A 20,468-nucleotide genomic window follows, 5' to 3' on the forward strand; every position below is an offset into this window, starting at 1 on the left:
ATCAGGACTCGATGCGGCGCATGGTGCACATCAGCTCGGCCTCGGCAGCCACCTGCTCGCCGACGAGGGCGCGGGCGGCGAACTTGTAGATGCCGGCCTTGGCCCGGCCCAGGGCCACTTCGAGGATGAGCTGGTCGCCCGGCTCGACGGGGCGCTTGAAGCGGGCACCGTCGATGCCGGCGAAGTACACGACCGACTTGTCGTCCAGCACGATGTCCATGGTCTCGATGGCCAGCAAGGTGGCCGCCTGCGCGAGGGCTTCCAGCACCAGCACGCCCGGCATCACCGGGCGGTGCGGGAAATGACCGAGGAAAAAGGGCTCGTTGATGGTGACGTTCTTGACGGCGCGGATGCGCTCGCCCTTGGTCAGCTCGACGACGCGATCCACCAGCAGGATGGGGTAGCGGTGCGGCAGGCGCCTGAGGATTTCGTGGATGTCCATCGTGATCGGGTCGGTCATTTTTTCTCGAGCGCGCGCACACGCTCTCGCAAGGTATGGAGCTGGCGCAGCGTGGCAGCGTTCTTGCGCCAGCTGGCATTTTCTTCGAAGGGATAGGGCCCGCCGTAGGCTCCCGGCTCGGTGATGCTGCTGGTGACGGTGGTGGCCGCCGCGAGGTGCACGCCGTCCACGATGGTGAGGTGGCCGACGATGTTGGCGGCGCCACCGATGGTGCAGTTGGCACCGATTCTCGTCGAGCCCGCCACCGCCGCGCAGCCGGCCATGGCGGTGTTGCGGCCGATGTGCACGTTATGGGCGATCTGGATGAGGTTGTCGAGCTTGACGCCGTCCTCGATGACGGTGTCGCTCAGAGCGCCGCGGTCGATGCAGGTGTTGGCACCGATCTCGACGTCGTCGCCGATGGTGACGGCTCCGAGCTGCTCGATCTTGACGTAGCCGTCCCTCGACGGGGCGAAGCCGAAGCCGTCCGCGCCGATGACGACACCGCTGTGCACGATGCCACGCGCGCCGATGCGGCAGCCATGGCCCAGCACGACGCGTGGCGCCAGCCGCGTGCCTGCGCCGACCACCGCATCGCGCTCGACGACGCAGTGGGCGCCGATGCGCGCGCCGTCACCGACGACGGCCCCGGCCTCGATGACGGCCAGCGGACCGACCTCGACGCCCCGCCCCAGCCGCGCCTCGGCCGAGACGACGGCGCTCGGATGCACGCCGGGCTGGGCGGCGGGACGGGTGCGTGCGGCCCACCACTGCGTCAGCCGCGCGAAGTACAGGTAGGGGTCCGGCGTGACGATGGCGGCGCCGCGGGCCGCGGCGGCCTCGGCCAGGGCCGGCGCGACGATGACGCAGGCGGCGCGCGTGGTGGCGAGCTGGGCCTGGTAGCGGGGGTTGGCGAGGAAGCTGATGCTGACCTCGTCCGCCTCGTCCAGCGGCGCGATGCGGGCGATGGCGATGTCGGACCCACCAAGCAAATCGCCGCCCAAGGCGGCGATCAGCTGGGGCAGCGCGACCGCTGCCGTCTGGCTGGACCCGAGCGCGACAGCTGTCGGGCTCATGGGCTGGGCCTTACTTCTGCGCGTTCAACGCGTCGATCACCTTCTTGGTGATGTCCACGCGCGGGCTGAAGTGGATGGCGTCCTGCAGGATGAGGTCGTACTTCTCGTTGTCGAAGATCTGCTTGATCACGCGGTTGGCCTTCTCGACCACCGCCGTCAGTTCCTCGTTCTTGCGCTGGGTCAGGTCTTCCTGCCACTCACGGCGCTTGCGCTGCAGGTCGCGGTCCTGCTCGACCAGGTCGCGCTGGCGACGGCCGCGCTCGGCGTCGGAGAGAGTCGGGGCGTCCTTCTCGAGCTGGGCGGCGGCGCCACGCAGCTTGGTTTCCAGAGCGGACAGATCCTTTTCCCGCTTGCCGAACTCCGCCTCGAGCTTGCTCTGGGCTGCCTTGGCGAGGTTGGCCTCCTTCAGCACCCGCTCGCTGTTCACGTAGCCGATCTTCAGTTCCTGGGCATGCACGGCCGCGGCGGCCACCATCATCGACGCGGCCAGAGCCACCGATTGCAAGAGCTTGCTCATCATCAGAATGCAGTCCCGATCTGGAATTGGAATTTCTCGATTCTATCCGTGGGTTGCTTGCGGATAGGTTTGCCGTAGCTGAGGCGCAGCGGGCCCATCGGCGAGATCCAGGACAGGCCGATACCGGCCGACACACGGATGCTGTCGAGCTTGAGTTTCTCGTGCGAACCCCAGACGTTGCCGGCGTCGACGAAACCGAAGATGCGGAAGCTCTTGTCGTTGCCGCTGCCGGGCACCGGCAGGTAGAGCTCGGCGTTGGTGTTGAAGCGCCGGTTGCCGCCGGTGTAGGAGCCGGTCACGTCGACCGGACCGAGCGAGCCGGCCTCGAACACGCGCACCGAGCCCAGGCCGCCGCCGTAGAAGTTCTTGAAGATCGGGTAGGGCTTGCCGCCCAGGCCCACGCCCCAGCCGAGTTCGCTGTTGACGCCCAGGGTGATCTTGTTCGTGATGTCGAAGTACTGCTGGTACTGCAGGTTCAGCCGGGCGAACTGGGCGTCGCCGAAGGGGCTGGCCTCGATGTTGACGCGCTGGTACTTGCCCTTGAGCGGCGAGATCACGCTGTCCCGGCTGTCGCGCTGCCAACCCACGGTCAGCGGGATGGAGTTGCTGCGCTGGCCGAACTGGTTGACGAAGAGCAGATAGCTGTTGGGCAGGCCCTTGGAGGTGGTGATGTCGGTCTGCTCGTAGCCGACGCCGAAGAAGACGGTGTCCACCTCGGAGAAGGGCACGCCGAAGCGGACCGCGCCGCCCTTGGTGACGTACTCATACTCCTCGCCGAGGGTGTTGATGGGGCGGGTCGTGCGGTAGAACAGATCGACCGCCCGCGAGACGCCGTCCACGGTGAAGTAGGGGTCGACGGTGGAGACCTGCAGTTGGCGGCCCGTGCGTGCCGTCGCGATGTCGATGCCGAGGTAGTTGCCCGAGCCGAACACGTTATCCTGGCGGATGGAGCCTGAGAACGACAGCTTGGTCTGGCTCGAGTAGCCGGCGCCCACGGTGATGGCACCGGTAGGCCGCTCGACGACGGTCAGGATGACGTCGACCTGGTCCTGCGCCCCGGGCACCTCCTGGGTGTCGATGTTGACTTCCTTGTCCTTGAAGTAGCCCAGGCGCTCGACGCGGTCGCGCGAGGCCTTGATCTTCTGGCCGTCGTACCAGGCGGATTCGAACTGGCGGAACTCGCGGCGGATGACCTCGTCGCGGGTGCGGGAGTTGCCGGAGATGATGACCTTGCGCACGTAGACGCGGCGCTGGGGCTCGGCCACGAAGGTGACGACGACCTGCCCGGTCTCGCGGTTGATCTCGGGGCGGCTGTCGACGCGGGCGAAGGCGTAGCCGTAGGTGCCGAAGAGGTCGGAGAAGGCGCGGGTCGTGGCGGCCACGGCCTCGCCCTGGTAGGCCTGGCCGGGCTTGAGGAAGACGAGGTGCTTGAAGTCCTCCTCGCGCCCAAGGTAGTCACCCTCGAGCTTGATGCCCGTCACCGTGTAGGGCTGGCCCTCGCTGACGGTGATGGCGATGCTGATGCTCTGCTTGTCCGGCGATATGGTCACCTGCGTGGAGGTGACGTTGAACTCGAGGTAGCCGCGGTTGAGGTAGTAGCTGCGCAGGGTCTCGAGGTCGGCGTTGAGCTTGGCGCGCGAGTAACGGTCGGTCTTGGTGTACCAGGTCAGCCAGCCCGAGGACGTCTGCTCCAGCAGGCCCAGCAGGGTGCTCTCGGAGAACACCTTGGTGCCCAGGATGCGGATCTCGGCGATCTTGGCGGGTTCGCCTTCCGTCACGTTGAAGCTGACGTTGACGCGGTTGCGCTCGATCGGGGTGATGGTGGTGGTGACCTCGGCGCCGTAGAGGCTGCGCGTCAGGTACTGGCGCTTGAGTTCCTGCTCGGCGCGGTCGGCCAGGGCCTTGTCGAAGGGCTTGCCTTCGCCAATGCCGACGTCCTTGAGGGACTTGGTCAGGGCTTCGGTGTCGAACTCCTTCAGGCCGACGAAGTTGACGTTGGCGATGATGGGCCGCTCGTCGATGATGACGACGACCGCGTCGCCCTCGATGCTGATGCGCACGTCCTTGAACAGGCCCGTGGCGAACAGGGCGCGCAGGGCGGCGGCGCCTTTTTCATCGTTGTAGGTGTCGCCGATGCGGAAGGGCAGCGACGCGAAGACGGTACCCGGGTCGGTACGCTGAAGGCCCTCGACGCGGATGTCCTTCAGCACGAAGGGATCGACAGCCCAGGCGGCGCCCGTCTGAAAGATCCCCGCGAGAGCCAAAGCCAGGAGTGGGGGGCGCAGCGATGCTCCCGAACGCAAAGAAAAGGACATGGGGACCGGGGAGTTTCAGTGTCAATGCCAGCCCGTCAGACGGGCGGCAATGTCGTTGGTAAAGGCCAAGGCCATCATCAGCACCAGGATCAGCGCACCAGCGCGCTGCAGTTGCCGTTGCCACCATTCGGAGACGGGGCGGCCGCTCAGACCCTCGAAAAGATGATACATGAGGTGCCCTCCATCGAGCATCGGCAGCGGCAGCAGGTTCAGCACCGCCAGGCTGAGGGAGATCCGGGCGAGGAATTCGAGATAGGGCACGAGGCCCGCGCGCGCCGACTGGCCCGCCGCGTCGGCGATCGCCAGCGGCCCGCCGAGGTTCTTGACCGAGGCCTGGCCCACCAGCATGCGCCCGAGCAGTTGCACCGTCGTCGCCGCCATGTCCCAGCTCTGCTGCGCGCCGCGCCACAGGCCATCGCCGAAGCCATGGCGGACGAAGACGCGCTCGGGCAGCGAGCCCACGCCGATCTCGAGCCGGGCGATGCGCTGACCGCCGTCCTCCACCATGCGCGGCACCGGCCGGAGTTCGACCGCCTGCCCCGCCCGTTGAACCTGCCACAGCATGGGACGCGGCTGCTCGCCGTCATGGGAGCGGCGGATAGCGTCGCGGAGGAAGCCGGCATCGGGCACGCCCTGGCCGTCGATGGACAGCACGCGGTCGCCGGCCAACAGGCCGGCCGCGGCGCCCGGGCCGCCCGGTGCAACCTGCTGGATCAGCGGCTCCTGCAGCGGCACCAGGCCGATCTCGCCGGCCAGGCGAGCGTCCGGCGCACGGCCGGCCAGGCGCTCGGTGTCCAGGCGCAGGGAACGGGCTCCATGGCCTTCGCCCTCGGTGACGGAAAGGTGCAGAGGCTCGGCGAGGGCCTGCGCGCGGGCGACGGCGGCCTGCAGGTCGGGCAGGGACTCGATCTCGTCCCACTGCTGGCCGTCGGCAGACACGGCGCGCACCCAGTCGCCGGCATGCACGCCGGCGCGCTCGGCCAGGGAGCCGGCCGGCGGCGTGCCCAGCACGGCCTTGGGCACCTCGCTGCCCAGCCAGGCGACGACGGCGAACAGGAGGATGGCGAGCACCCAGTTGGCCGCGGGGCCGGCCGCGACGATGGCGGCCCGCTGGCGCAGCGGGCGCTGGTTGAAGGCCTGCTCGCGCTCCTGCGGAGCGACGGCGCCGTCGCGCTCGTCGAGCATGCGGACATAACCACCGAGCGGCAGGGCGCCAAGCGTGAACTCCGTGCCGTCGCGGCCGATGCGGCGCCAGATCACCCGGCCGAAGCCGATGGAGAAGCGCAGCACCTTGACTCCGCAGGCGCGGGCGACGCGATAGTGGCCCCACTCATGGACCGCGATCAGCAGGGCCAGGGCGACGAGGAAGGCGACGAGGGTGGTCACAGCAGTTGGCGTGCGTGGGCGCGGGCCCGGGCGTCGAGGTCGAGCAGCGCCTCGATGCTGGCGCAGTCGCCCGGCTGAACGTCCGCCAGGCATTGCGAGTTGACGGCGTGGATGCGGTCGAAGCGCAACCGGCCGTTCAGGAAGGCGTCCACGGCGACCTCGTTGGCCGCGTTCAGCACCGTCGTGCTGCCCTCCGGCCCGCGCAGCGCGTGCCAGGACAGGTGCAGGCCCGGGAAGCGGGCGGCGTCGGCCTCCTCGAAGCTGAGGTTGGGCGTGGTCAGCAGGTCGAGGCGGCTGGCGCCCGAGACGATGCGCTCGGGAAAGGACAGCCCGTAGGCGATGGGCACGCGCATGTCCGGGGTGCCGAGCTGGGCGAGCACGGAATGGTCGCGGCAGACCACCATGGAGTGGATGATGCTCTGCGGGTGGATCAGCACCCGGATCTGCTCGGGCGCAAGGCCAAAGAGCCAGCGCGCCTCGATGACTTCCAGCGCCTTGTTCATCATCGTGGCCGAGTCGACCGAGATCTTGCGGCCCATGACCCAGTTGGGATGGGCGCAGGCCTGGTCGGGGGTCACGTCGGCCAGCGTGGCGGGGTCGCGCTGGCGGAAGGGGCCGCCGGAGGCCGTCAGCACGATGTGGTCGATGCGGTCGTGCCAGGTGGCCCGGTCCTCGGGCAGGCACTGGAAGATGGCCGAATGCTCGCTGTCGATGGGCAGCAGCGTCGCGCCGCCCTCCTCCACCGCATGCATGAAGAGGGCGCCGCCGACGACGATGGCCTCCTTGTTGGCCAGCAGCAGGCGCTTGCCGGCGCGGGCCGCGGCGATGGCCGGCGCGAGGCCCGCGGCCCCGACGATGGCGGCCATCACCGTGTCGACGTCCGGGTGGGCGGCGATCTCCGCGAGCTTGTCGGCGCCGTCCAGCACCTCGGTGCGGCTGCCCGCCTCGCGCAGGCGCTCACGCAAGCGCGCCGCGGCCTCGCGGCCGGGCATGACCGCCAGCCGCGGCTGCCACTGCAGGCACTGGGCGAGCAGTTCGTCGACACGGCTCATCGCGCTCAGGGCGACGACCTCGTAGCGTTCGGGATGCCGGGCGATGACGTCCAGCGTGTTGACGCCGATGGAGCCGGTCGAGCCGAGCACGCAGACGCGTTGGCGTTTCATAGGGAAATCAGGGCGAGGGCCAGAGGAAAGACCGGCATCAGGGCGTCGATGCGGTCGAGCACCCCGCCGTGGCCGGGCAGCAGGTTGCTGCTGTCCTTGGCGCCGGCCGCCCGCTTGACCAGGGATTCGAAGAGGTCGCCGACCACGCTCATGGCAGCCAGGAAGACCAGCGCCAGCAGCGACACCCAGCCATGGCGCTGAACCAGCAGGGTGTAGAGGCTGGGAGAGTCGACGCCGAAGCGCACGTCGATGAAATGCACCCACACGACGCCCAGTAGCAGGACGCCGAGCTGGCCCGCCCACACGCCCTCCCAGCTCTTGCCCGGGCTGATGGCCGGCGCCAGCTTGCGCTTGCCGAAGGCGCGTCCGCCGAAGTAGGCGGCGATGTCGGCCGCCCACACCAGGCAGAACACCGACAGGATGAAGTTGATGCCATGCACCTTGGCCTGCACGATGGCCAGCCAGGCTCCCCACAGCAGCAGGGCGCCGAGGGCCAGCCGGGCGCCCCGAGCCACCTGCGGCCAGCCGGCCGGACCGGCACGCAGCGCGAAGGCGCCGCCCAGCACCCACACGGCCGTCGCCAGCCACCAGACCCAGGGCGGCGGTGCGTTCATGCCGCCGATCAGCAGGGTCCAGACGCAGGCCAGGGCCAGGGCCACGCCACCCGCGACGGCGCCCGTACCGGGCAGGCCGTTGAGGCGCATCCATTCCCAGCCGGCTGCGCCCATCATGACGACGGTCACCCAGGCGAAGGGCCAGGGCGAGGGCTGGAAGAGCACCGGCAGCAGGACGGCCAGCAGCACAACGGCGGTGATGACGCGGGTCTTGAGCATGGCGGACCTCGGCCTCAGGCCGCCGCGCTGGCGGCGTCTTTCACGCCCCCGAAGCGGCGGTCGCGTTCATGGAAGGCGGCGATGGCCGCGTCGAGCTCGCGCTCGCCGAACTCGGGCCAGAGGCAGTCGGAGAAGACGAACTCGGTGTAGGCCACCTGCCAGAGCAGGAAGTTGCTGATGCGCACCTCGCCGCCCGTGCGGATGAAGAGGTCGGGGTCGGGCGCATGGGCCATGGCCATGAAGCCCGACAGCGCGGCTTCGGTCAGCTCCTCAGGCTTGAGGCCGGCGGCGATGGCCTTGCGGCAGGCCTGCACGATGTCCCAGCGACCGCCGTAGTTGAAGGCGACGTTGAGTGTGAGCTTGGAGTTGTGCGCCGTGCTCGTCTCGGCCTCGTTCCAGGCATTGCGCAGCTTGTCGGACACCGCGTCGCGGTCGCCGACGATGCGGATGCGCACGCCCATGGCGCCCATCTTGGCCAGGTAGCGGCTGACGGCGGCAAGCACCAAGCCCATCAGGCCCGAGACCTCGTCGCTCGGGCGCTTCCAGTTCTCGCTGGAAAAGGCGAAGACGGTGAGGTGCTCGATGTCGCGGTCGATGCAGGCCTGGACGATCTTGACCAAGCTGTCCACGCCGGCCTTGTGGCCGAAGAAGCGCGGCAGGAAGCGCTTCTTGGCCCAGCGGCCGTTGCCATCCATGACGATGGCGACGTGGCGCGGCGGCGCGGGACGGTCTTGCGCCACGGTGGGGAGCGCGCTCAAACCGCGAGGATCTCGGCTTCCTTGGCCGAGACGAGCTTGTCGATCTCGGCGATCACCTTGTCGGTGAGCTTCTGGAGTTCGTCGAGGCTGCGGCGCTCCTCGTCCTCGCCGATCTCCTTGTCCTTGAGCAGCTTCTTGGCCTGCTCGTTGGCGTCGCGGCGCAGGTTGCGCACGGCCACCTTGGCGTCCTCGCCGACGTTGCGCACAACCTTGGTCAGCTCCTTGCGGCGCTCCTCGGTCAGCGGCGGCATGGGCACGCGGATCAGGTCGCCCTGGGCCGAGGGATTCAGGCCGAGGTCGCTCTCGCGGATGGCCTTCTCGATCTTGGCGCCCATGCCCTTTTCCCAGGGCTGCACGGAGATGGTGCGGGCGTCGAGCAGGCTGACGTTGGCGACCTGGCTGATGGGCACCTGGGACCCGTAGTAGTCGACGTGGACCTGGTCGAGGATGCCCGGGTGGGCGCGACCCGTGCGGATCTTGTGCAGTTCGTTCTTCAGCGCCTCGACGGACTTGGCCATCTTGGCCTCGGCATTCTTCTTGATGTCAGCGGTGCTCATGATCTGTCTCTCGGAGAAAGTTGGCGTCAGACGTGGACCAGGGTGCCTTCGTCCTCGCCCTGCACGACGCGCTTGAGCGCGCCCGGCTTGAAGATGCTGAACACCTTGATCGGCAGTTTCTGGTCGCGGCACAGCGCGAAAGCGGCGCCGTCCATGACCTGCAGGTTGCGCGTGATGGCCTCGTCGAAGCTGATGCGCGAATAGCGCTTGGCCTCGGGGTCCTTCTTGGGGTCGGCGGTGTAGACGCCGTCGACCTTGGTGGCCTTGAGCACGATCTCGGCGCCGATCTCGGCGCCGCGCAGCGCGGCGGCGGTGTCGGTCGTGAAGAAGGGATTGCCGGTGCCGGCCGCGAAGACGACAACCTTGCCCTCTTCCAGGTACTGCAGCGCCTTGGGCCGCACATAGGGCTCGACGACCTGCTCGATGGCGATGGCCGACATCACGCGGGCCGTCATGCCTTCCTGGCGCATGGTGTCGGCCAGGGCGAGGGAGTTCATCACCGTGGCCAGCATGCCCATGTAGTCGGCCGTGGCGCGGTCCATGCCGACCGAGCCGCCGGCCACGCCGCGGAAGATATTGCCGCCGCCGATGACCACCGCCACCTCCACGCCCATCTGCGTCACCTCGCGGACCTCCTGCACCATGCGCACGATGGTCGCGCGGTTGATGCCGTAGGCGTCGTCGCCCATCAGGGCTTCGCCGGAGAGTTTGAGCAGGATGCGCTTGTACGCGGGCATGGGTGTCCTCGGAAATTCGGGGGGCCTTTCGTGGCCCGGAAGTTTAAAGGGCGCCAACTTGGCGCCCTTGTCATTTGCAACGGTCTTTACTGACCCTTTGCAGCCGCCACCTGGGCGGCCACCTCGGCCGCGAAGTCGTCGACCTTCTTCTCGATGCCCTCGCCCACGACGTAGAGCGTGAAGCCCTTGACGGTGGTGTTGGCCGACTTCAGGTAGGCGCCGACGGACTGCTTGCCGTCCGCGGCCTTCACGAAGACCTGGTCGAGCAGGCTGACTTCCTTCAGGAACTTCTGCACCGAGCCTTCCACCATCTTGGCGACGATGTCGGCCGGCTTGCCGGATTCGGCCGCCTTTTCTTCGGCGATCTTGCGCTCCTTGGCGACCAGTTCGGCCGGCACGTCGGCGCCCGACAGCGCAGCCGGCTTCATGGCGGCGATGTGCATGGCCACGTCCTTGGCGGCAACGGCGTCGCCGTCGAACTCCACCAGCACGCCGATGCGGGTGCCGTGCAGGTAGGCGGCCAGCTTGGTGTCGGCGTAGCGCACGAAGCGGCGGATGGTCATGTTCTCGCCGATCTTGCCGATCAGGCCCTTGCGCACGTCTTCCACCGTCGGGCCGAAGCCTTCCTGCGACAGCGGCAGGGCCGACAGGGCGGCCACGTCGGCCGGGTTGTGCTCGGCGACCAGGCCGGCCAGCGCGCCGACGAAGGCCAGGAAGGCGTCGTTCTTGGAGACGAAGTCGGTCTCGCAGTTGACTTCGATCAGGGCGCCGTTGCCGCCGACGACGGCGGACGACACCACGCCTTCGGCGGTGATGCGCGAGGCGGCCTTGCCGGCCTTGTTGCCCAGCTTGACGCGCAGGATCTCTTCCGCGCGGGTCAGGTCACCGTCGGCCTCGGTCAGGGCCTTCTTGCACTCCATCATCGGGGCGTCGGTGCGGGCGCGCAGCTCGCCCACCATGCTTGCAGTGATTGCAGCCATTTCTCTCTCCAGATTTCGGTTGGCAAAAGGGGCCATGACGGCCCCTTTCAGATGCAGGGCGGAAGGGGCTCAGGCCTCTTCGGAAACCTCGACGAACTCGTCGCCGGCGGGAGCGACGGCGGCCAGCACGTCGGCGGTGGCGTTGGCCTTGCCTTCGAGCACGGCGTCAGCCACGGCGCGGGCGTACAGGGCCACGGCCTTGGCGGAGTCGTCGTTGCCGGGGATGACGTAGTCGATGCCCTCGGGCGAGTGGTTGGTGTCGACCACGCCGATGACGGGAATGCCCAGCTTCTTGGCCTCGGCCACGGCGATCTTGTGATAGCCCACGTCGATGACGAACATGGCGTCCGGCAGGGCCGTCATGTCCTGGATGCCGCCGATGTTCTTCTCGAGCTTGGCGATCTCGCGCTGGAACAGCAGGGCTTCCTTCTTGATGGCGGGCTGGGTGCCGGCCTCGACCTGGGCCTGCATGTCCTTCAGGTTCTTCAGCGAACCCTTGACCGTCTTGAAGTTGGTCAGCATGCCGCCGAGCCAGCGCTGGTCGACGTAGGGCATGCCGGCACGCTGGGCTTCAGCGGCGATGAACTCGCGGGCCTGGCGCTTGGTGCCGATCATCAGGATGGTGCCGCGCTTGGCCGACAGCTGGCGGATGAACTTCATGGCCTCGTTGAACGCGGGCAGCGTCTTCTCGAGGTTGATGATGTGGATCTTGTTGCGATGGCCGTAGATATACGGGGCCATCTTGGGGTTCCAGAAGCGGGTTTGGTGGCCGAAATGGACGCCGGCTTCCAGCATCTCGCGCATCGTGACAGACATGGGTCTTGCTCCGAAGGTTGGGTCTAAAATCCGGCCCGAATTGCGCTGCAGCAGCTTGAAACGCCTGTTTCAACTGGCCTGCAGACCGCAACACCTTTGAGTGGCCGGTTTGCGATTCCGCTGCGACAGACAGGCGCCGAAGAGCTCAGCCCCACATCCCTCACAACGTCTTTTGCCGAAGCGATGGACCGCTCCAAAGAAGCTGACCCTCCGGCAAAACCCCTGAGTATACATAAGCCCATGGCCCATCCCAGCCGACGCTGCGCCGCCGCGCCCGCCGACTCCAGCCCCGCAACCGCCTGCCGGGTGTGTCGGTGAGCCGCAGCGTCGCGGTGGTGGGCGCCGGGCTCGCAGGCGTCGCCACGGCCTATGAACTCGCCGCCCTCGGCTGCCGCGTGCAGGTGTTCGAGCGCGGCGGGAGCGTGGCCGAAAGGGCCAGCTTCGCGAGCAGCGCCCTGCTCTGCCCCTTCCTGCCCGGGCTCGACGCCAATCCGCCGCCAGCGCCGCTGGCCTGGCGCTGGCGCCGCTGGCGCGCCGGCCGCCAGGGTGGCCAAGGCGCCTCGGCCCTGGCGGCGTTGAGCCAGTTCGGCCTGGCCCGCACGGCGGAGCTGCGTCATGCCCTCGGCCTGGACGACGAAGCCGCCGACGGCCTGCTGCTGGCCCTTGCCGACGGCAAGCGCATGGCTGCGGCGCAGGCCCGGCTCGAAGGCTGGCAGGCCCTCGGGCTGCAGGTCGAGCTGCTCGACGCCGACGAGGCGCGCCGGCGCGAGCCGGGCCTGAGCGGCGAGGCAGCGCTGGCCGGTGCCCTGGCCCTCGGCGGGGGCGGCGCCGGCAATGCGCGCCTCTTCGCCCAGCAGTTGCGCCACCAGGCCCAGCGGCTGGGCGCAGGATTCCGCTTCCACACCACGGTGAGGGCCATCACGACCGAAGGCGCCGCCGTGACCCTGCGCCACGAATACACCCCGCCGCCCGAGGCGCCGGCGCGCGACCTCGGCACAGCCGAACGCGAGGCCAGCGACACCCAGCCGCTGGCGGTGGGCGTGCAGGACGAGCGCTTCGACGCCGTCGTGCTTTGCAACGGCCTGGACGCCCCCGCCCTGCTCGGCCGCCGTCTGCCCCTGGCCGCATTGCATGAGAGTTCGGTGACGGCCCCGCTGCGCGTGCTGGAAGCCCATCCCGACCTTGGCCCCAGGGCGGGCTGGATCGACGGCGACCGCGGCCTGTCCGTCGCGCGCATCGGCCAGCGCGTGCGCGTGACCGGCGGCCTGGCCGTGACCTCGACCGGGGGCCGGACGATTCCCGACTTCGAGGCCTTGCATCGGGGCCTGCAGCATTGGTTCCCCGGCTCGGTGCTGCACCAGCAGGTGCAGCAGGGCCAGAGCCGGCGCGCCGTGACGCCTGACGGCCTGCCGGTACTCGGCGCCACCGGCCGTGCGGGCCTGTGGCTCAACCTCTCGCCGGGCGGCCGAGGCTGGGGCGTGGCGGCCGGCGCCGCGCAATGGCTCGCCCAGCAGATCACAGGGCAGCCCAATGCCCTGGATCTGACCACCCTCGGCCCTCAGCGCCTGGCCTGAAGCCGCCCACCGGGCGGCCAACAGGCCCTAAGCTCACGGGCATGCGCGCCCTGCTGCCCACGACCGCAACCCTGCCCCTCTTCGACGTGGCGGCCAGCCGGCGCATCGAAGCCCGTGCCCTCGTCCATTCGCCCGACCTGATGGAGCGCGCCGGCCTGGCGGTCGCCAAGCTGGCACTGGCCACGCGGCGTGGCGACGGTCCCGTCTGGGTGGCCTGCGGCCCCGGCAACAACGGCGGCGACGGCCGGGTGGCGGCCCGGCGCCTGGCCGAAGCGGGGGTGCCGGTCCACATCGGCAATGAAGCACCGACCCATCCGTCCTTGGCCATCGACGCCCTGCTCGGCCTCGGCCTGAACCGCGCCCCCACCGCCGCGATGCTGGCCACCTTCGCGGCCCTTCAGGCCTGCGGCGCTCCCATCCTGGCGGTCGACCTGCCCAGCGGCCTGCTGGCCGACACGGGCCAGCCCGCAGGCGCCCGCGCCGTGCGGGCCGACCACACCCTGACGCTGCTGACGCTCAAGCCCGGCCTGTTCACCGGCGAGGGCCGGACCCACTGCGGCCGGATCTGGTTCGACGACCTCGGCATCGCCCCCGACGAGCCGGCGACGGCCGACCTGCTCGGCCCCTCGCCTGCACCGGCGCGCAGCCCCACCAGCCACAAGGGCAGCCACGGGCAGGTGGTGGTCGTTGGCGGCGCCCCGGGCATGCAGGGCGCCGCGCGGCTCGCCGCGCGCGCGGCCCTGGCCAGCGGCGCCGGACGGGTCTACGCCGAGTTGCTCGGCGTGGCGGACGACGAGCCCGCCGACCCCGGCCGCCCCGAACTGATGCGTGGGCGCGCCACGGTGCTGCCGCAGGCGGTGGGCGTGGTCGGCTGCGGAGCCGGTGCGCGCATCGCCGACGCGCTGCCGCATCTGTTGAAGGCCCTGCCACGGCTGGTCATCGATGCCGACGCCTTGAACGCCATCGCCGCGGAACCGGCGCTGCACGGCCTGCTGCGCGCCCGCCCCGTCGGCTCGACGGTGCTGACGCCCCATCCGCTCGAAGCCGCGCGCCTGCTGGGCCGCGACACGGCAGCGCTGCAGGCCGATCGGCTCGGAGCTGCCCGCGAGCTGGCCGACCGGCTGGCCTGCACCGTCGTGCTCAAGGGATCGGGCAGCGTCATCGCCTCCCCCCGCGAGCGGCCGGCCTTGTGCGCGAGCGGCGGGCCGGCCCTGGCCACCGCCGGCAGCGGCGACGTGCTGGCCGGCTGGCTGGGCGGGCTCTGGGCCCAGCAGCCGGACGCCAGCGCCCATGCCATCGCCTGCGCGGGCGTGGACACCCACGCCCGTGCGGGCGAAGTGCCGGGCGTCCTGCGGGCGGGCGATCTCGTCGAGCGGCTGGCCGGCCACGCCTGACGCCACCGTCCGCCGGCGGCCTCAACGCCGCTTGCGCGGCGTGGACTTGGCAGCCGTCTTCTTGGCGGCCTTGGTGGCGGCCCGCTTGGCTGCCTGCTGCGCCGCCTTGACGGGATGCAGGCTGGCAACCACGGCCTTGCGGCTCTTCTTGACGTCGCGGTCCGCCTGGCGCACGTCCTCCAGCGTCTCGACCGCCGTCTTGGGCGTGCGCTTCCTGCCCGCCGACTTGGGCGCCGCCTTGCCGGGGGACCGCCCAGCCGGCGTCCGCGCCAGCAGCCGGGCCTCCTCGTCGTCGCGCACGAGGCGGAAGTCGATGCGGCGGCCGTCGAGGTCGACGCGGCTCACCTGCACCTGCACGCGCGCGCCGGTGACGTAGCGGATGCCGGTGCGCTCGCCGCGCAGCTCCTGCCGGACCTCGTCGAAGCGGAAATACTCGCCGCCCAGCTCGGTGATGTGGACCAGGCCTTCGACGTAGAGCTCGTCGAGCTGCACGAAGAGCCCGAAGCTCGTGACGGCCGACACCGTGCCGGCGAAGACCTCGCCCAGGCGGTCGCGCATGTAGCGGCACTTGAGCCAGGCCTCGACGTCGCGGCTGGCCTCGTCGGCCCGGCGCTCGTTGGCGCTGCAATGCGCGCCGACGACCTCCCAGCGTTCGCCCTCGTTGCGCGCCTCTGCGGGGTTGGGCGGTGCGGCGCGGCCGGGGCGCTTGGGCGCCTGCGGCACGTTCATCTTGCTGGCATCCAGCGTGTAGCGCTTGTTGCCGAGCAGGGCCTTGATGACGCGATGGACGAGCAGGTCCGGATAGCGCCGGATGGGGCTGGTGAAGTGGGTGTAGGCCGGGTAGGCCAGGCCGAAGTGGCCGGAGTTGGTGCCGGTGTAGATGGCCTGCTGCATGGAGCGCAGCAGCATCTGGTGGATTTGCTGGGCGTCGGCGCGGTCCTTGGTGGCTTCGGCCAGTTGCTGGAACTCGCGCGGGCTCGGGTCTTCGGACAGGCCCATGCCGATGCCCAGCGAACGCAGATAGGCCTGCAGGGTCTGGCGCTTCTCGGGCGTCGGCCCCTCGTGCACCCGGTACAGCGAGGGGTGCTTGCTGCCGAGGATGAAGTCGGCCGAGCACACGTTGGCGGCGAGCATCGCCTCCTCGATCAGGCGGTGGGCCTCGTTGCGCACCCGCGGCACGATCTTCTCGATGCGGCCGTTGTCGTCGCAGACGATCTGGGTCTCGGTGGTCTCGAAGTCGACGGCGCCGCGCCGTTGTCTCTCGGCCAGCAGCGCGCGGTAGACCTCGTGCAGGTGCAGCAGGTGGGGCACCAGCTCGCGGCGCTTGGCGGCTTCGGGCCCGTGGGTGTTGCCGAGGATGGCCGCCACCTCGGTGTAGGTGAAGCGGGCGTGCGAGCAGATCACCGCCGGATAGAACTGGTAGGCCGTGACCTCGCCGTCCGTGGACACCAGCATGTCGCAGACCATGCTGAGGCGGTCTTCGTAGGGATTGAGCGAGCACAGGCCGTTGGACAGCTTCTCCGGCAGCATCGGGATGACGCGACGCGGGAAGTAGACGGAGGTGGCGCGCTCGTAGGCATCGGCGTCCAGCGGCTCGCCGGGCTTGACGTAGTGGGAAACGTCGGCGATGGCGACGAGCAGCCGCCAGCCCTCGAAGGCCTTCTTGCCGCGCCCCTGCTTGAAGGGCTCGCAGTAGACGGCGTCGTCGAAGTCGCGGGCATCCTCGCCGTCGATGGTGACGAGGGCCACGTCCCGCAGGTCGATGCGGTGCTTGAGGTCGGCGGCGCGCAGCCGCTCGGGGAGCTTGGCGCTTTGCGCCAGCGTCTCGGGGCTGAAGCGGTGCGGCACGTCGTACTTGCGCACGGCGATCTCGATCTCCATGCCGGGGTCGTCGATCTCGCCGAGCACCTCGACGACACGGCCGACCGGCTTGGAATAGAGCGAGGGCGGCTCGGTCAGCTCGACGGCCACCACCTGCCCGGCCGTCGCGTTGGCGATGCCGTTCTTGGGAATGAGGATGTCCTGCCCCATGCGCCGGTCCTCGGGCGCGACCAGCCACACGCCGGACTCGAGCAGCAGCCGGCCGATGATGGGCCGCTTCTTGCGCTCGAGGATCTCCAGCACGCGGCCTTCGGGGCGTCCGCGCTTGTCCATGCGGACGATGCGCACACGCAGCCGGTCGCCATGCATGACGGCCTGGGTTTCCTGCGCGGGCAGGTAGATGTCGGCGGAGCCGTCGTCGGGGATGAGGAAGCCATGGCCGTCGCGATGGCCCTGCAGTGTTCCTTCGATCTCGCCGAGCAGGCCCGCGCCTTCGGCGGCGGGGGCGTTGGTTGTGTGCTTCAAGTTTTTGATGATATAGTCTCGGTTTTCCTGAAACGGCTCAGAGCTTTGATTCAAAGCTTCGAGTACCTTGCCCAGGTGGCGGAATTGGTAGACGCACTAGTTTCAGGTACTAGCGGGTAACTCCGTGGAGGTTCGAGTCCTCTCCTGGGCACCAAATCAAAGCAAAAGGCCAGCGCGAAAGCGCTGGCCTTTTGCTTTGGCGCCCAGGAGAGGACTCGAAAGACGCGTCACCGGGGACCGAGGGCAAGCCCTGCGGCTTGCCCGACGCCTCGGTGAAGGCTTCGCGCTTGCAAGCGCGAGGCCGGCCGTCGGGGTCGCGGAACGTGACCGAGTCCCCGACGACGCGCCCTCGATGGGCGCTTCGTCGAGTCGTGGCACAAACCGAGCTTTCTCCGATTCGCGCCACAAGCACTCCAATCAAACGACGAACTTCTTCGCCAGCTGCTCCGGCCCCATCCCGTCGTACTCCTCGAAGGGCTGGTGAATCCAGGGCGAGGTCTCCAGCAGCTCGACGTAGTAGTCCGGCATGTAGGCCGAGACCTTCTTCGTCCAGATGACCGCAGAGCGCAGCTCCGTGATGGCGGGCATGCCGCGCAGGCGCTCCACCACCGCCTTGAGCGTCACACCCGAGTCGGCGAGGTCGTCCACCAGCAGCACGCGGCCGGCCAGCTCGCCCTTGGGCATGGTGATGTACTTGGCCATGTCCAGCCGGCCCTGGATGGTGCCGGCTTCGGCACGGTAGGAACTGGTGGACATGATGCCCAGCGGCTTGTCGAAGACGCGCGACAGCACGTCGCCCGGGCGCATGCCGCCGCGGGCCAGGCACAGGATCTGGTCGAACTGCCAGCCCGAGGCGTGCACCTTGAGCGCCAGGCGCTCGGTGAGCAGGTGGTACTCGTCCCAGGACACGTAGAGGTGTTTGCCGTCGTCGGTCAGCATGGTGGTGGCGTCTCCGTGGATTGAGAGGTGTTCAGGCGTCAGGCGGAATAGGGGTGGCGCAGCACGATGGTGTGCTCGCGGTCAGGGCCGGTCGAAACCATGTCGATGGGCGCGCCGATGACCTCCTCGACCCGCTTGAGGTAGGCACGGGCATTGGCCGGCAGCGCGTCCCAGGAGGTGATCCCGAAGGTGGTTTCGGTCCAGCCCGGGAAGGTCTCGAAAACCGGCGTGCAGGCCTCGATCTCGTCGGCATCCAGGGGCAGGATGTCGAGCTGCCGGCCGTCCAGCTCATAGCCCACGCACATCTTGATCTCGGCCAGGCCGTCGAGCACGTCCAGCTTGGTCAGGCACAGGCCGGTGATGCCGTTGATGATGATGGAGCGCTTGAGCGCCGCGGCGTCCAGCCAGCCGCAGCGGCGGGCGCGGCCGGTGACCGTGCCGCGCTCCTGGCCGACGGTGGAGAGGTGGTAGCCGACGGTGCCGGGCACTTCCCAGTCGAGTTCGGTCGGGAAGGGGCCGGAGCCGACGCGCGTCGTGTAGGCCTTGGTGATGCCGAGCATGTAGTGCAGCATCTGCGGGCCCACGCCGGCACCGGCGGCGGCGTTGCCGGCCACGCAGTTGCTCGAGGTGACGTAGGGATAGGTGCCGTGGTCGATGTCCAGCAGCGTGCCCTGGGCGCCTTCGAACAGGATGTTCTGGCCGGCCTGGTGGGCCTTGTGGATCATGTAGCCCACGTCGGCCAGCATGGGCTTGATGGCCTCGGCCATCTTCATGGCCTGCTCGAAGATGGGCTCGAAGGCGAGCTCCTCGCCGTGCAGATAGCCCTTGAGCGCGAAGTTATGCAGCTCAAGCAGCTCGCGCAGCTTCTTGGCGAAGCGCTCGGGGTGCTTCAGGTCCTGGGCACGCAGGGCACGGCGGGCGACCTTGTCCTCGTAGGCCGGGCCGATGCCCTTGCCGGTCGTGCCGATCTTGCCGCTGCCGCTGGTCTCGCGCAGGGCCTCGCGCGCCTTGTCGACGGCGACGTGGAAGGGCAGGATCAACGGGCAGGATTCGCTGATGAACAGGCGCGAGCGCACCTCGACGCCGGCGGCCTCCAGGCGCTCGATCTCGGTCAGGAGGTGGGTCGGGTCCAGCACCACGCCGTTGCCGATGTAGCAGGCCACGCCGTCGCGCATGATGCCGCTGGGGATGAGCTGCAGCGCCGTCTTGACGCCCTTGATGACGAGGGTGTGGCCGGCGTTGTGGCCACCCTGGAAGCGCACCACGCCCTGGGCATGGTCGGTCATCCAGTCGACGACCTTGCCCTTGCCCTCGTCACCCCACTGGGTGCCGACGACGACCACATTGCGTCCGCGCGCGGTTTGGCTTTGCATTTGATGTGCCTGCTTTGCTTGGGATTTGGGAGGGGCCGCCGCGCTCACAGCGCGCGCACGACCCAGGCTGCGTGCTCGCGAACCAGTTCGCGGTCACAGTCGAATTCATCGGCCTCGTGCTCGTGCCCCGGCAGCACGCAGACCACCGTCTCGCCCTGCTCGCGCAGGGCCCGCACGGCCTGGCGCAGCGAAGCGTCCTCGCTCCAGGGCGCACGCACGGCGGCGCGCAGCGGCGTGGGAGAGACGAGGCCCACCAGGGTCTTGAGGTCGAGGCTGAAGCCCACGGCCGGCCGGCGGCGTCCGAAGGCCGCGCCGACCTCGTCGTAGCGCCCGCCGCGCAGCACGGCGTCCGAGCAGCCCTCGGCATAGGCGGCGAAGCGGATGCCGGTGTAGTAGGCGTAGCCCTGCAGGTCAGCCAGGTCGAAGCCCAGGCTGACCTCAGGATGAACGGCCGTGAGCTGGGCCGCGAGCCGGTCGAGGTCGTCCAGCGCGGCCGTGACCAGCGGGTGGGCGGGCAGGCGGCTCGCGGCCTCCGACAGCACTTCGCGGCCACCGAACAGGCTGGGCAAGGCCAGCAGAGCGTCGCGCGCGGCGGCCGGCATGCCCTCGGCCAGCGCGGCCAGCGTGCCCATGTCCTTGGCGGCCAGCGCGGCCGTCAGTGTCGCCAGCGTCTCGGCGGGCAGCTTGATGCCGTCGAGCACGCCCTGCAGCAGGCGGGCGTCGCCAAGGTCCAGCATGACGTTCTGGAGGCCGGCCCGGCGCAGGGCGTCCAGGGCGAGGTCCTGCACCTCCAGGTCGGCTTCCAGCCCGGCATGGCCGTAGATCTCGACGCCGAACTGCAGCGGCTCGCGGCTGGTGTTGAGCCCGTCGGGCAGCGTGTGGGCCACGGGGCCGCAGTAGCACAGGCGCGTCACGCCCTGGCGGTTCAGCAGGTGGGCGTCGATCCGGGCGACCTGGGGCGTGGTGTCGGCGCGCAGGCCCAGCGACCGGCCGGACAGTTGATCGACCAGCTTGAAGAGCTTGATCTCGCTGCCGGTGCCGGTGCCGGACAGCAGAGAGTCGAGGTGCTCCAGCAGCGGCGGGATGACGAGCTCGCAGCCATAGCTGCGGGCCATGTCGAGCAGCTCTCTACGCAGCTCTTCGATGCGGCGCGCCTGCGAAGGCAGGACATCGGCGATGTGCTCGGGCAGCAGCCAAGCAGAGGACATGGGCGCAGGCAGGCGGTTAAAAACGGCATTGTACCGAGGAGCCTGCCGCCCCAAGTG

The 20,468-nt window shown here is 69.4% G+C and carries 18 protein-coding genes and 1 tRNA gene; 3 read left to right on the top strand and 16 right to left on the bottom strand.

What is annotated here, in order from left to right:
* Position 1: 1 nt before the first annotated feature.
* From fabZ to rpsB, 12 genes are all read right to left on the bottom strand, one after another.
* Positions 2 to 460, bottom strand: coding sequence for a 3-hydroxyacyl-ACP dehydratase FabZ (gene fabZ, locus LXT12_RS02115; protein ID WP_233388986.1), 459 nt, complete (start codon positions 458 to 460; stop codon positions 2 to 4).
* The gene (gene lpxD / locus LXT12_RS02120; protein ID WP_233388988.1) at positions 457 to 1,515 is read right to left on the bottom strand and encodes a UDP-3-O-(3-hydroxymyristoyl)glucosamine N-acyltransferase; all 1,059 of its coding nucleotides are present in this window, start codon (positions 1,513 to 1,515) and stop codon (positions 457 to 459) included. Before lpxD ends, fabZ begins: the two co-directional genes overlap by 4 nt.
* 10 nt (positions 1,516 to 1,525) lie before the next feature.
* A complete protein-coding gene (locus LXT12_RS02125) occupies positions 1,526 to 2,032 on the bottom strand; it encodes an OmpH/Skp family outer membrane protein (protein WP_233388990.1) in 507 nt (168 codons plus the stop codon).
* A gap of 2 nt (positions 2,033 to 2,034) precedes the next feature.
* Complete coding sequence (gene bamA, locus LXT12_RS02130) at positions 2,035 to 4,347, bottom strand: outer membrane protein assembly factor BamA (RefSeq protein WP_233388991.1); 2,313 nt, start codon at positions 4,345 to 4,347, stop codon at positions 2,035 to 2,037.
* A gap of 21 nt (positions 4,348 to 4,368) precedes the next feature.
* Entirely contained in the window at positions 4,369 to 5,733 is a 1,365-nt protein-coding gene (rseP, locus tag LXT12_RS02135; RefSeq protein ID WP_233388993.1) for an RIP metalloprotease RseP, read from the bottom strand.
* Positions 5,730 to 6,896 (bottom strand): 1-deoxy-D-xylulose-5-phosphate reductoisomerase, encoded by a 1,167-nt coding sequence (ispC, locus tag LXT12_RS02140; RefSeq protein ID WP_233388995.1) that lies wholly within the window; start codon positions 6,894 to 6,896, stop codon positions 5,730 to 5,732. The genes rseP and ispC overlap by 4 nt, the downstream gene beginning before the upstream one ends.
* On the bottom strand, positions 6,893 to 7,729 hold the full coding sequence (locus LXT12_RS02145) for a phosphatidate cytidylyltransferase (protein WP_233388996.1): 837 nt from the start codon (positions 7,727 to 7,729) through the stop codon (positions 6,893 to 6,895). The genes ispC and LXT12_RS02145 overlap by 4 nt, the downstream gene beginning before the upstream one ends.
* 14 nt (positions 7,730 to 7,743) lie before the next feature.
* Positions 7,744 to 8,487 (bottom strand): polyprenyl diphosphate synthase, encoded by a 744-nt coding sequence (uppS, locus tag LXT12_RS02150; RefSeq protein WP_255763418.1) that lies wholly within the window; start codon positions 8,485 to 8,487, stop codon positions 7,744 to 7,746.
* A complete protein-coding gene (gene frr / locus LXT12_RS02155; RefSeq protein ID WP_233388998.1) occupies positions 8,484 to 9,044 on the bottom strand; it encodes a ribosome recycling factor in 561 nt (186 codons plus the stop codon). Before frr ends, uppS begins: the two co-directional genes overlap by 4 nt.
* 26 nt (positions 9,045 to 9,070) lie before the next feature.
* On the bottom strand, positions 9,071 to 9,781 hold the full coding sequence (gene pyrH, locus LXT12_RS02160) for a UMP kinase (protein WP_233388999.1): 711 nt from the start codon (positions 9,779 to 9,781) through the stop codon (positions 9,071 to 9,073).
* A gap of 86 nt (positions 9,782 to 9,867) precedes the next feature.
* The gene (gene tsf / locus LXT12_RS02165) at positions 9,868 to 10,761 is read right to left on the bottom strand and encodes a translation elongation factor Ts (protein ID WP_233389002.1); all 894 of its coding nucleotides are present in this window, start codon (positions 10,759 to 10,761) and stop codon (positions 9,868 to 9,870) included.
* Between the two features lie 69 nt (positions 10,762 to 10,830).
* The gene (rpsB, locus tag LXT12_RS02170; protein ID WP_233389003.1) at positions 10,831 to 11,577 is read right to left on the bottom strand and encodes a 30S ribosomal protein S2; all 747 of its coding nucleotides are present in this window, start codon (positions 11,575 to 11,577) and stop codon (positions 10,831 to 10,833) included.
* A 314-nt stretch (positions 11,578 to 11,891) separates the two neighbouring features.
* Between rpsB and LXT12_RS02175 the strand changes: the two genes are divergently transcribed.
* Positions 11,892 to 13,151, top strand: a complete 1,260-nt coding sequence (locus tag LXT12_RS02175; protein ID WP_233389006.1) for an NAD(P)/FAD-dependent oxidoreductase — start codon at positions 11,892 to 11,894, stop codon at positions 13,149 to 13,151.
* Between the two features lie 41 nt (positions 13,152 to 13,192).
* Positions 13,193 to 14,545 carry an NAD(P)H-hydrate dehydratase gene (locus LXT12_RS02180; protein ID WP_233389008.1) on the top strand — a complete coding sequence of 451 codons (1,353 nt, stop codon included), beginning with the start codon at positions 13,193 to 13,195 and terminating at the stop codon, positions 14,543 to 14,545.
* Between the two features lie 21 nt (positions 14,546 to 14,566).
* Here the strand turns inward: LXT12_RS02180 and rnr are convergent, their stop codons facing one another.
* Positions 14,567 to 16,945: a ribonuclease R gene (rnr, locus tag LXT12_RS02185; RefSeq protein WP_233389010.1), complete on the bottom strand. Its 2,379-nt coding sequence runs from the start codon at positions 16,943 to 16,945 to the stop codon at positions 14,567 to 14,569.
* A gap of 15 nt (positions 16,946 to 16,960) precedes the next feature.
* Here rnr and LXT12_RS02190 point away from each other — a divergent pair.
* A tRNA-Leu gene (locus LXT12_RS02190) sits at positions 16,961 to 17,045 on the top strand.
* 263 nt (positions 17,046 to 17,308) lie between these two features.
* On the opposite strand, the gene LXT12_RS02195 is transcribed toward LXT12_RS02190, so the two are convergent.
* From LXT12_RS02195 to LXT12_RS02205, 3 genes are read right to left on the bottom strand one after another with little or no spacing between them, the layout of a single operon-like run.
* A complete protein-coding gene (locus tag LXT12_RS02195; protein ID WP_233389012.1) occupies positions 17,309 to 17,830 on the bottom strand; it encodes a phosphoribosyltransferase in 522 nt (173 codons plus the stop codon).
* 38 nt (positions 17,831 to 17,868) lie between these two features.
* Positions 17,869 to 19,203 (bottom strand): adenylosuccinate synthase, encoded by a 1,335-nt coding sequence (locus tag LXT12_RS02200; protein ID WP_233389014.1) that lies wholly within the window; start codon positions 19,201 to 19,203, stop codon positions 17,869 to 17,871.
* A gap of 44 nt (positions 19,204 to 19,247) precedes the next feature.
* A complete protein-coding gene (locus LXT12_RS02205) occupies positions 19,248 to 20,411 on the bottom strand; it encodes an ATP phosphoribosyltransferase regulatory subunit (protein ID WP_233389016.1) in 1,164 nt (387 codons plus the stop codon).
* Between the last annotated feature and the right edge of the window lie 57 nt (positions 20,412 to 20,468).

Origin of the sequence: Pelomonas caseinilytica, assembly GCF_021353235.1 — a bacterium.
In the GTDB taxonomy this organism is placed as follows: domain Bacteria; phylum Pseudomonadota; class Gammaproteobacteria; order Burkholderiales; family Burkholderiaceae_C; genus Pelomonas; species Pelomonas caseinilytica.